This is a genomic window from Anaerosphaera multitolerans (assembly GCF_004006535.1).
Lineage (GTDB): Bacteria > Bacillota > Clostridia > Tissierellales > Peptoniphilaceae > Anaerosphaera > Anaerosphaera multitolerans.
Genome location: NZ_RLIH01000004.1, coordinates 158,121 through 170,111, shown reverse-complemented (window position 1 = coordinate 170,111; position 11,991 = coordinate 158,121). Strand labels below are relative to the sequence as shown.

The following is an 11,991-nucleotide window of genomic DNA, read 5'->3' as shown; positions in this document are numbered from 1 at the left end:
AGTGTAGTATTACTTAACTACACTTTTAACTTTTTATTTATAGCATTATGAAGCATAAATTTAAAATACCCTAACTTACAAATGTGAATAATTCATTTGTACTTTTCTTCATCCAATCTTTATTCGAAAATTAATTATACATAAAGTTATATTAGCTTCAGTCAATCCCTTAGCTTTTAAATCACTTCCAAGGCTCTCCAATTCTTCTTTAAAAGTCCAAAGTTAAATTATATCATTGAAATTTGGACTTCCCAAAATTTCAACTTGAAGTTTATCACCTTCAGGAATTTAAATTTTCAAAACTCCTCCAATTCTCCTTATAGGCTGGGAATAAAAAATTTTCCAAGTGCAATTAGGGCTAAAATAAATAAAATCCACATTATTAAAACCATTTTTCTATTCCACAATTACTCCTCATATCTTAAAATATCTCCAGGTTGACAATTAAGCACTTTGCAAATGGAATTAAGAGTAGAGAATCTTATTGCTTTCGCCTTTCCCGTCTTTAATATGGAAAGATTTGCCATAGTTATTCCCACTTCTTCGGACAATTGAGTCAATGACATCTTTCTTTTAGCCAACATCACATCTAAATCCACAACTATCATTTAATCACCTCAAATTGTAAGCTCATTGTCAGTTTTTATTTCAGTTCCTTCCCTAATAACCTCTGATAGTAGTTTAAATATCTGATTTCCCAACAAAAATACCAATACTCCGAAACCTACATAGATATTTGTTATTGAACCCCCAATATTTATTTCAGTATAGATTATTATTAAAAGTTGAAAAAACATCCCCGCTAAAAAAGAAAGACTTAAGCCTTGTAAGTATTTAACTGTTTTAAAATTAAATACCCTTCCCCTTCCATACTCAAGAAGAGATAAAAACCCGAAAATTAAGGCGGAAATTGTGGTAAGCACTACCAAGACAGCTAAAACTAAAATTGGTATTCTCATATAAGCTATAGTGGGATACATTTTCGCCACTTCCCTTGAAATAATAGAAAGAAGCGGTATAAAACCAATTAATACAACTATTGTAATCAATAACAAAACTCCTATAAAAACAACTCTGAATTTTTTCATTTAATCACTTCCTTTTAATTAATTATACTATTTTCTTTATGTATTGCAATAATTATTTATTGATATTCGATATATATTATAGCATTTCTTATCTATATTTAAAGTCTATTTTATATCCACATAAAAAATATAGGTGTCTCCACCTATATTTCCACGCTATGAATTGAGCCTCTACTAACAGTTACAAATTCTCCGGTAATTCTATATAGATAATCGGAGATATAGGGCTCATGTCCTACTAGTATATAGTCCTTATGCCCTTCTAGCTTTAAGTCATAAAGCACTGTAGATAAAGCAGCTCCCTTAAGATAACTTTTTACTTCATAGTCCGTATTTAATTTTTCACAAAGTATTTCACAAGTTTGAACCGCTCTTACTAAGGGAGAGGTAAAGACTTTGAAGTCATAACTTTTAAAAGTTTTCACAAACTCTTCAAAGGTCTCATTAAGTTTAATTCTACCTTCAATTGTAAGTTGACGATTAAAGTCTGAATCCGCATAATTTTCCGCTATGCCATGTCTTATAAAAAATATTCTCATTTCTTTAAATTATAAAAACTTTCGAATCCCTTATATTCCGCAATATCTCCCAACTGATCTTCTATTCTTAAAAGTTGGTTATACTTAGCCACTCTCTCAGATCTTGCAGGAGCTCCCGTCTTAATAAATCCTGCATTTGTAGCTACTGCTAAATGTGCAATTGTAGCATCTTCAGTTTCTCCTGAGCGGTGAGAAATAATTGCAGTCATATTATTTTGATTTGCAAGTTCAATGGCATCAATTGTTTCCGTTAAAGTTCCAATTTGATTTAATTTTATTAAAATGGAATTTGCAACTTCTTCCTTTATTCCCATTTCAAGTCTTTCCGTATTAGTTACAAATAAGTCATCACCAACTAGTTGAATTCTATGAGCAAGGGTTTCCGTCATATACTTCCAACCGTTCCAGTCATCTTCATCTAAACCGTCTTCTATGGATAAAATAGGATATTTATCTACAAGCTCCACATAGTAATCAACTAACTGTTTGGAATTAAACAGCCTGTCTTCACCCTTCATATGGTAGACTTTATTTTCATTGTAAAATTCTGATGCAGCTACATCCAAAGCAAGGTAGATATCCTCTCCCGGAACGTATCCCGCCTCTTTAATCGCCTCTATTATTACATCAAGGGCTTCGGTATTACTACTTAGGTTCGGTGCAAATCCGCCTTCATCACCTACGCCGGTAGAAAGGCCTCTTTCATTTAAAACAGATTTTAATTTATGATAGACCATCGCTCCCATTTCCAAAGCTTGAGAAAAACTACTTGCTCCCACAGGCATAATCATAAATTCCTGAATATCCACATTATTGTCAGCATGTTCTCCACCATTTAAAATATTCATCATAGGAACGGGAAGGACCTTTGAATTTACTCCTCCGATATATTGGTATAAAGGAATTCCCAACTCAGTTGAGGCTGCTTTTGCCACAGCTAAAGATACTCCTAAAATAGCATTTGCACCAAGCTTGGATTTATTTTCAGTTCCGTCTAATCTCCTTAGATAATTGTCTATGGAAGCTTGCTCAAAACAATTGTAAAAAGTTAAATTTTTGGCAATTTTTTCATTTACATTTTTAACCGCCTCTAAAACTCCCTTACCCATGTATCTGGTTCCGCCATCTCTAAGCTCAACTGCTTCATGAACTCCCGTTGACGCTCCGCTGGGGACTATTGCTCTTCCAAAGCCGCCCTTTTCAGTTCTAACTTCCACTTCAACTGTGGGATTTCCTCTTGAGTCCAATACTTCTCTTGCATATACATTCGTTATAAAACTCATTTTTCTACTCCTTTATTAAACTTTTCCCCGTCATCTCTTCAGGTTGATCTATATCCAATAATTTCAAAATAGTTGGAGATAGGTCTGATAATTTACCTTCTCTTAACTTAACATCTCCCACACCTACAAGGTAAAGGGGCACTAAGTTTGTTGTATGACTGGTAACAGGTTTATTGTCATCAGTAAGCATAGTTTCACTGTTGCCATGGTCCGCTGTAATTATAGCAGCTCCACCAACTTCCTCTAACTTTTCCAATATTCTTCCAAGACATTCATCTACAGTTTCTATAGCTTTAACAGCCGCCGGAATTGAGCCAGTATGACCTACCATGTCCGGATTGGCAAAGTTTAAAATAATACAGTCATACTTTTTCATTTCCAATCTCTCAAGTACATTTTCAGTTACTTCAAAGGCGCTCATTTCAGGTTTTAAATCGTAGGTTGCAACCTTGGGTGACGGTATTAAAACCCTGTCCTCCCCTTCAAAAGGTTCTTCTCTTCCTCCGTTGAAGAAAAATGTAACATGGGCGTATTTTTCCGTCTCAGCTATTCTAAGCTGCTTTTTATTATTATTTGCCAATACTTCTCCAAGGGTATTTTCAGGTATGGTTTCATCATAGGCTACATCTATATTTGGGATAGTCTTGTCATACTGTGTCATAGTAACTATATATAAATTTCTAAATACTTCTCTTTTAAAACCGTCAAAGTTTTCATCGGCAAGAGCTCTGACAATTTGTCTTGCTCTATCAGGTCTAAAGTTAAAGAAAATCAAACTGTCATTATCTTCTATTAGAGCAACAGGCTTGCCTTCTTTTTCAATTGTACCGGGAATTACAAACTCATCATATATTGCTTTATCATAGTTGGACTTAATAAGATCTTTGACTCTGTTATACTTTTCTCCACTTCCTAAGGTATAGTTATCATAGGCCAGCTTAGTCCTATCCCATCTCTTATCTCTATCCATGGCATAGTACCTTCCGCTTACAGTGGCAATTTCTCCAATTCCAATTTCATTTAACTTCTCTTCCAACTCCAAAAGGTCTTCTGCACCAATATTTGGAGGCACATCTCTTCCATCAAGTATGGCATGGATGTAAACTTTTTTTAAACCATTGTTCTTTGCCAAATTTACAAGAGCAATAAGATGGTCCATATGAGAGTGAACTCCGCCTTTGGAAACCAAGCCCATTAAATGTAGTGATGAGTCATTTTGCTTACAATTTTCAATGGCTTTTAAAAAGTGTTCATTTTTATAAAAACCGCCCTCTTCTATGGATTTTGAAATTCTGGTAAGGTCCTGATAAACTACTCTGCCTGCCCCGATATTTAAATGGCCAACTTCGGAATTTCCCATTTGTCCTTCAGGAAGTCCTACGGCAAGTCCCGAAGCCTCTAATCTAGAGTGGGGAAAGTTCTTCTTTAAACTATCTATAACAGGTGTTTTAGCAAGATATACTGCATTTCCCTCATATTCTTTTCCAATTCCAAAACCGTCTAAAATAATTAACATTACCGGTTTCATATTACTCACCAAAATTTACAAGGCTTTGAAAATCATCGGCTTTAAGGCTCGCTCCGCCAACTAATGCCCCGTCTATGTTTTCATTACCCATAAGTTCTTTTACATTTGAAGGCTTTACAGAACCTCCATAGAGAATTCTCATTGACTGTGAATACTCTTCGTTAAAAATAGTTGAAATACTCTTTCTTATAAATTTACACATACTTTCAGCATCTTCACTGCTGCATGTATTTCCAGTTCCTATTGCCCAAATCGGCTCATAGGCTACTACTATATTCTCGATGTTTTCAGAGATATCTGCCAATCCTTTTTTAAGTTGGTCTTCTACTATCTCTTCATGTTTGTTTTCACTTCTTTGAACCTCATCTTCTCCCACACATAGGATTACTTTTAATCCTTGGGAAAGTGCTCTTTTTATTTTTGCATTTACTACTTCGTCATCTTCACCATAGTAGGTTCTTCTTTCAGAATGTCCGATTATTACATAGGAAACTTCCAAGTCCTTTAACATATTTGTGGAAATTTCACCGGTTCTGGCACCATCTTCATACTCACTTACATTTTGAGCACCCAGCTTTATATCTGTTCCCTTTAATATTTCACCTGCCGCATCCAGTGAAGTAAAAGGAGGACAAATCAGTGCTTCAACTTCTCCATTTAAATCTTTTTTTACAAGTTCATTTAACATAACCTTGGTATCACTTACATTTAAGTTCATTTTCCAGTTTCCGGCTATAAGTTTTTTTCTCAAAAAATCACTCCTTATCTTCAATGCTATCTATTCCGGGAAGAACCTTACCCTCTAAAAGTTCCAAACTTGCTCCTCCGCCAGTTGAAATATGAGAAATTTCATCTTCTATACCCGCTTGTTTAATTGCCGCTACGGAATCTCCGCCGCCTACTATAGTAGTTGCATCTTTAAGCTTTGCTATAGTGTTTGCAATTGCAAAGGTTCCTTTAGAAAAGTCACTTAATTCAAAAACTCCGGCAGGTCCGTTCCAAATTACCGTCTTTGCACCTTGAAGAGCTTCGTCAATAAGTTCTATAGACTTTTCTCCTATGTCCAATCCCATAAGATCCACAGGCATTTTATCAAAATCAACTGTTACCTTATTTATACCCTCTTTAATTTCCCCAGCAACTACAAAATCCACAGGCAAAATTAAATTAACTCCCTCTTCCTTTGCCTTTTCCATAGTCTCTCTTGCCAAATCCAACTTATCGTCTTCCACAAGCGAAGTTCCAACTTCATATCCCTGAGCTTTTAAGAAAGTATAGGCCATTGCCCCAACTATAATAATTTTATCTACTTTAGTTAGGAGGTTTTCTATTACACCTATCTTATCGGAAACTTTAGCTCCTCCTACTATAGCTACAAAAGGTCTCTTGGGATTTTCCACTGCGCCTTGAATATATTCCACTTCTTTTTCCACTAGGAAACCTAAAGCTGAAGGAAGATACTTTGAAACTCCCACATTTGAAGCATGGGCTCTATGACTGGTACCAAAAGCATCATTTACATAAATATCAGCAAGCTTTGAAAGTTCCTTTGCAAAACCATCGTCATTCTTCTCTTCTTCTGCAACGAATCTTGTATTTTCAATAAGTGCCACATCGCCTTCTTTCAAGTTACCAACAGCTCTTATAACTTCTTCGCTTACTACTTTTTTATCCGCTATAAATTTAACTTCACAATTTAAAAGCTCTGATAACCTCTTTGCAACAGGACCTAGTGAAAGTGACTCCACATACTGTCCCTTAGGTCTTCCCAAGTGACTCATTAAAATTACAGTTCCGCCCTTACCTACTATATATTTTATAGTGGGAAGACTTTTAACTATTCTATCGTCATTGGTAATTTTATCTCCATCTAGGGGAACGTTAAAGTCCACTCTGATTAATACTTTTTTCCCCTTAAAATCAAAATCTTTTAGCGTCTTTTTCATAATTACTCCTTAAATATAAAAGCGAAAACTCCAAAGAGTCTTCGCTTAATTTTTATAGCAATCCGGCAACTTTAGATGTTAAATCAACAACTCTTTGAGAATATCCCCATTCATTATCGTACCAAGATACACATTTTATAAGTTTATCCTGTACTAAGGTTAAGCTTGCATCAAATATGGAAGAATGAGGGTTTTGAATTATATCACTTGAAACTATTTGATCCTCAGTGTATTCTAAAACTCCCTTTAATTGATTTTCCGCCGCCTTTTTAAGAGCCGCATTTATTTCTTCCTTAGTAGCTTCCTTGGAAATTTCAAAAGTAACGTCCACTATTGAGCCGGTTGGAACAGGTACTCTAAGAGCAAAACCTGTTAAAATTCCCTCAACTTCCGGAATTACTTTCGCCACCGCCTGTGCAGCCCCTGTAGTTGTAGGAATTATGTTTTCCGCTCCCATTCTTGCACGTCTCATATCCTTATGCATTGCATCATGAATTTTTTGATCATTTGTATAGGCGTGAATAGTATTCATAAGTCCTCTTTCAATACCGAAGTTTTCAAGAATAACTTTAGTTACCGGAGCAAGACAGTTAGTAGTACAAGATGCATTTGAAATAATATTATGAACTGCATTGTCATACTTGTCGTCGTTTACACCCATTACTATGGTAATATCCTCACCCTTTGCAGGCGCTGTAATAATTACCTTCTTTGCTCCGGCTTTAATATGTCCTTCAGCCTTTTCTCTTTGAGTAAAAGCTCCTGTTGACTCTATTACTACATCTACGCCAAGTTTGCCCCACTCCATTTCCTCCAGAGCCTTTCCGTCAATTACAGTGATTTTCTTTCCATTAATTACAAAACCATCCTCAACTACTTCAACAGTTCCCGGATAAGTTCTGTAAATTGAATCGTATTTAAAAAGATGGGCATGATCTGCTATATGCCCAGTTGCTTTTAAATCGGCAATATAAGCAATTTCAAATCCCGGATTATCTCTAAGTGACCATCCTCTTAAAACATCTCTTCCAATTCTACCAAAACCCATAATAGCAACTTTAACTGACATTTTTCTACCTCCTAATATCAACAATTTTATTTGCTGCACTCTCATCTATTACTAAAACCATATCGGGACGCAAAGTGGAAATACTGATTATGGCCTCGGCCTTTTCCTCTCCCCCTGCAACTCCAATAGTATTTGGAATCTTTAAAAACTCCGATAAGGTTATTCCCACACTTTGTGAATGGTAAACTTCTCTGCCCTCTATATCAAAATAATGACCAAAGGCCTCACCTACTCCACCATCACTTAATATTTTTTCCCTTAAATCCTCTGTAGTACCTCTTCTATTTGTCATAACATCCGCTCTACCCATTCCAAAAATTAAAATATCTAAATTTTTTAACTTCTCATAAGCTTCCTTTACTTCCTGATTATCCATTAACATCTTCATAGCCTCAACAGAAGCAGTATCGGGAACCGGAAGTATTTGATATTCGGCATTTAACTTTTGCGCAAGCTTTGATGCAATGGAATTTGACTGGTATCCTGCACTTCTACCTAAAGAACCTCTTGCAGGAATGACAGTGAGATTTTCTCTTTTAACACTTAAGTCCATTTCTTCAGCAATGGCGGAAAGTGTCCTTCCTCCGGTAACTCCAATTTTATCGCCGTCCTGTAATATACGGTCAATTATCTTTGAAGTGGCGGAACCCAAATTGTTAAAGACATAATCCTCTTTAGATACATCACCTTTTACAACTATAACCTCTTTAACCTTTAAGATATCACTAATCCTATTTCCCAATTCCGTCAAATTGTTAAACTCTCTATAAAGGTCTGAAAAACTTTTTAATATAGTTCTTCCCTCGTCAGTAATAGTAACCCCCGCTGAAGATACTAAAACCAGATTCATAATTTTTAATTTATTTACCTCATCTCTTATAACCCGCTCTGAAAGATTGAGTTTTAATGAGATAGTTCTTCTTCCCACAGTTCCCTCTTGAGCAAGAGTTTGAAGTATACCGTACCTTCTCATAAATATATCTTTAAACTCAGGTATAAAAGAACTTAGCAAATCCACATTCACATTATCACCACCGGTACAAATTTGTCCAGCCAAATAGTTTTTGTTCCCACTCTCTGCAAAAAATAATACAGATTACATAATAAATATATCATAAGCCTTATTTTTTATCAAATAAATATTAAGGTTATTGTCCCGTTAAAAATTCAAGCGTCTAAAAACTATAAGCGCTGGAAGTTTGAAAAAAGACATAAAGGAAAATCGCAATTCCCTTCACCCTCCCTCAACATAACAAAAGAAGAGCATAACAATTTCAAAACATTAATACTCACTCAAAACAACCCACATTAAAACTCCATGACTAAAGTTAAAAAAACAAATAAAAAAGGGAGATTTCTCCCCCTAATCCTACATATATTTCTTAACCTCATCTAATCTCTTTAATAGATTTTCCTTGCCTAGTAAACAGATTATATTTTTAAGTTCCGGTCCGTGGATATTTCCCGATATTGCCGCTCTTACAGGCATAAATAAATTTTTACCCTTTACACCTGTCTTCTTTTGAATCTTTTTCATAACTCCGCCTGCAAAATCCATATCCACTGTATCAGTTTCATTTAACTCTTCCTTAAAAGCCTCTATCAACGATGGGACTTGTTCGCCTTTAAGTTCTGCTAAGGCATCTTCTTCAGTAATTGCCAAATCTCCAAATAGGAAGGATACTTTTTCAGGAACTTCTTCAAGTACATCTAAACTCTCCCTCACCGTATCTATTAAAAGCAAGTACCAGTCATAATTATTATTTATTTCCTCTTCAGTCATAAGACCCGCATCCACTACAAAAGGCATTGAAAGTTCCGCAATGGCATCAAGAGGATACTCCTTAATATAATGGGAGTTAACCCAGTTTAATTTCTCTTTATCAAAAATTCCACCGGACTTTCCAACTCTTTCAAAGGTAAATTTTTCAATCATCTCTTCCATAGTCATAATTTCTTCGCCGTCTTCGGGACTCCATCCCACTAAAGCAAGATAATTTACAAGTCCTTCAGGAAGATAACCCCTGTTTCTGAAATCCTCTACAGATACGTCTCCCTGTCTCTTTGAAAGTTTTTTCCTATCCTTATTCAGTACTGTTGGAAGGTGGACAAACTCCGGGGCCTCCCATCCGAGAGCTTCAAATAAATAAACGTGTTTAGGAGTTGAAGGCATCCATTCCTCCCCTCTTACCACATGCGTAATTTCCATTAAATGATCATCTACAACTACTGCTAAGTGATAGGTAGGATATCCATCAGACTTTAAGAGAACCTGATCGTCCATCTCATCGGAATTAATAGTTACCTTACCTCTTACTGCGTCCATAAAAGTAATATCTCTGTTCTTTGGAAGCTTTAATCTTACTACGTGCTCTTCGCCTGCAGCAACTCTTTTCTTCGCCTCTTCCAAGGAAATCCCCCTACAAAAACCGTCATACTTAGGAACTTGTCCCTTAATTCTCTGTTCTTCCCTTACTCTGTCAAGTCTTTCCTTAGTACAGAAGCAATAGTAAGCCTCTCCCTTTTCAATTAGTTCATCTACGTACTTTTGATATATTTCAAGTCTTTCTGACTGGATATAAGGACCTGCTTCTCCCTTTTGAACAATTTCCCCATTCTCCACAAATACACCTTCATCATAGTCAATTCCAGACCATTGAAGCGAATTTATAAGGTTTTCAATTGCCCCCTCCACAAATCTTGTCCTATCAGTATCTTCAATTCTTAAAATAAATTTTCCTCCATGTTTTCTAGCATAGAGATAATTGTAAAGAGCAGTCCTAAGACCTCCTATATGCAAATATCCAGTTGGACTTGGAGCAAATCTAACTCTAACTTCCGACATTTTAATCCCCCTAATCTATTAACCAATTTCATTATTAACACGATTATAACATTATAATTATATATAAGTTTGTGATAATTGTAAAATAATATTAAATCTCATAACCGCCTCTAGCAATTATCTAAAATATATTTTTTATTTTAATTCTTAGTGATAGAATAAAAGCAAAGGAGGGATTTTATGAAAAAGAAATATGTACTTTTAGCTTCACTGTGTATTTTTACTTCAATGGTATCTATAAAAGCGGAAGCTAAAAACATAAGAGTAAGTCTTCCTAAATTTAATATCACAATTAATGACAATCTTATAAATACAAAAAACGCCAAATATCCTCTAATTGTCTATAAGGACATTACTTATTTTCCAATGACCTACTATGATATGAGATTACTTGGAGTTGAAACCCAGTGGAAGGGAGATGACCAAGGACTCTTTATTGAAAAGTCGGACATTGACGGCTCCTATGTTCCAATTACAGATACCCTTAACGGCAATATTCAAAGCGCTACTATTCCAAATTTTCCAATCACTATTAACGGAAAGGTTATTGACAACTCCAAAGAAGAATATCCACTTCTTAGTTTTAGAGATGTAACTTATTTTCCACTTACTTGGAAGTATGCCGTTGAAGAGTTCGGTTGGGAATATAACTTTGATGCCAATAGCGGATTGGTTATAAGGTCAAGCAAAGGCACTTCTACATCTGAAACTGTAATTAATTCCGACAATGTTGCAATCGATGCACCTTATTATTATTTTGCAGAGGCCAATAAAGTATATTCAGGAAAGATTAATTCCAAAGAAAAACCTAAGGAAATTTTTTCCTTAACTGATAAATATAAAGGTCTTTCCCTTACTTCCACAGGAGGCATTACTTACCTTTCCTATAGACCTGATGCCAGTTCAGCAAAAGGTCCTTATTATCATGCCACTTTAAAGGATGGAGAAGTATACAAAGTTCATGATTCCAATAATATTGAAGTGCATTATAAAAATGGAAAAGAATATTTAATCTCTTATTTACAAAATGGATTTTCTATAAAAACCGAAGATAAATCAAGAAATATAAATATTAAAGATTATAATTTAAGTGATTTTTATGAATATAACAATTCTCTATTTATGATACTTACAGATAAATCAAGAGGAACAAAAAAAGCACTCTACTCCTTAGATGAAAAAGATAATTTAAAACTCTTAAGTGAATTGGGAGACGATGTTTTCAGTTACGTACAATGGGACGGCAGTAATATGTACTATGTAAAAAATAATAAGGGTAAATATACAATCTACCAATACAACTTAGAGACAAATGAGACCAAAGAAATCCAAAGCTATAGCAACCTATCAGATGGTTGGGAGTTTAGAGTTTTAAACGGTCATATTTTTTTGAGAAGTGCCGAAACCAACTATTCCCTATCTGTTGACGGCAAGCCCCTAAACGAAAGAGCGGAGATGGGTAACTTTGAAATCTTAAACGACTTTCTTGTTGCAACTTTTATGGAAAAACCTGAAAATAAGTATAGGTTAATGGTAATAGATAAAGAAGGAAACATTGTATATAAATCAGCTGATATTACAGATATCAATAGCCTGTCAATTAAAGACGATACACTGTACTACTTTAATTTAAACTCCAAAAAAATCGTATCTAGCAAATTAAATTAATAATAGATAGCTAATTCTATAAAAT

11 protein-coding genes are annotated in these 11,991 nt (G+C 35.0%); 1 reads left to right on the top strand and 10 read right to left on the bottom strand.

From position 1 onward, the window contains the following. Positions 1-407 precede the first annotated feature (407 nt). The 10 genes from EF514_RS04465 to gltX form a co-directional block, all read right to left on the bottom strand. Complete coding sequence (locus tag EF514_RS04465) at positions 408-608, bottom strand: helix-turn-helix domain-containing protein (protein ID WP_127724228.1); 201 nt, start codon at positions 606-608, stop codon at positions 408-410. Between the two features lie 9 nt (positions 609-617). Then, entirely contained in the window at positions 618-1,088 is a 471-nt protein-coding gene (locus EF514_RS04460; RefSeq protein WP_127724227.1) for a DUF2975 domain-containing protein, read from the bottom strand. A gap of 143 nt (positions 1,089-1,231) precedes the next feature. After that, a complete protein-coding gene (locus EF514_RS04455) occupies positions 1,232-1,627 on the bottom strand; it encodes a SixA phosphatase family protein (protein ID WP_127724226.1) in 396 nt (131 codons plus the stop codon). Next, a complete protein-coding gene (gene eno, locus EF514_RS04450; protein WP_127724225.1) occupies positions 1,624-2,910 on the bottom strand; it encodes a phosphopyruvate hydratase in 1,287 nt (428 codons plus the stop codon). The genes EF514_RS04455 and eno overlap by 4 nt, the downstream gene beginning before the upstream one ends. 4 nt (positions 2,911-2,914) lie before the next feature. Then, a complete protein-coding gene (gpmI, locus tag EF514_RS04445) occupies positions 2,915-4,438 on the bottom strand; it encodes a 2,3-bisphosphoglycerate-independent phosphoglycerate mutase (RefSeq protein WP_127724224.1) in 1,524 nt (507 codons plus the stop codon). Between the two features lies 1 nt (position 4,439). Then, complete coding sequence (gene tpiA / locus EF514_RS04440; protein WP_127724223.1) at positions 4,440-5,189, bottom strand: triose-phosphate isomerase; 750 nt, start codon at positions 5,187-5,189, stop codon at positions 4,440-4,442. 4 nt (positions 5,190-5,193) lie between these two features. Next, complete coding sequence (locus EF514_RS04435; RefSeq protein WP_205666369.1) at positions 5,194-6,387, bottom strand: phosphoglycerate kinase; 1,194 nt, start codon at positions 6,385-6,387, stop codon at positions 5,194-5,196. A gap of 49 nt (positions 6,388-6,436) precedes the next feature. Next, complete coding sequence (gene gap / locus EF514_RS04430) at positions 6,437-7,453, bottom strand: type I glyceraldehyde-3-phosphate dehydrogenase (protein WP_127724221.1); 1,017 nt, start codon at positions 7,451-7,453, stop codon at positions 6,437-6,439. Positions 7,454-7,457: 4 nt separating this feature from the next. Beyond that, complete coding sequence (locus EF514_RS04425) at positions 7,458-8,510, bottom strand: sugar-binding transcriptional regulator (protein WP_240649003.1); 1,053 nt, start codon at positions 8,508-8,510, stop codon at positions 7,458-7,460. Between the two features lie 312 nt (positions 8,511-8,822). Then, complete coding sequence (gltX, locus tag EF514_RS04420) at positions 8,823-10,298, bottom strand: glutamate--tRNA ligase (RefSeq protein ID WP_127724220.1); 1,476 nt, start codon at positions 10,296-10,298, stop codon at positions 8,823-8,825. 180 nt (positions 10,299-10,478) lie between these two features. On the opposite strand from gltX, the gene EF514_RS04415 reads away from it, so the two are divergent. Further along, entirely contained in the window at positions 10,479-11,966 is a 1,488-nt protein-coding gene (locus tag EF514_RS04415; protein ID WP_127724219.1) for a hypothetical protein, read from the top strand. Positions 11,967-11,991: the final 25 nt, after the last annotated feature.

Bases quoted from the DNA above. Each gene is read 5' to 3' on its own strand.
- EF514_RS04465 (WP_127724228.1), bottom strand. From the start codon at position 608: ATGATAGTTGTGGATTTAGATGTGATGTTGGCTAAAAGAAAGATGTCA.
- EF514_RS04460 (WP_127724227.1), bottom strand. From the start codon at position 1,088: ATGAAAAAATTCAGAGTTGTTTTTATAGGAGTTTTGTTATTGATTACA.
- EF514_RS04455 (WP_127724226.1), bottom strand. From the start codon at position 1,627: ATGAGAATATTTTTTATAAGACATGGCATAGCGGAAAATTATGCGGAT.
- eno (WP_127724225.1), bottom strand. From the start codon at position 2,910: ATGAGTTTTATAACGAATGTATATGCAAGAGAAGTATTGGACTCAAGA.
- gpmI (WP_127724224.1), bottom strand. From the start codon at position 4,438: ATGAAACCGGTAATGTTAATTATTTTAGACGGTTTTGGAATTGGAAAA.
- gap (WP_127724221.1), bottom strand. From the start codon at position 7,453: ATGTCAGTTAAAGTTGCTATTATGGGTTTTGGTAGAATTGGAAGAGAT.
- gltX (WP_127724220.1), bottom strand. From the start codon at position 10,298: ATGTCGGAAGTTAGAGTTAGATTTGCTCCAAGTCCAACTGGATATTTG.
- EF514_RS04415 (WP_127724219.1), top strand. From the start codon at position 10,479: ATGAAAAAGAAATATGTACTTTTAGCTTCACTGTGTATTTTTACTTCA.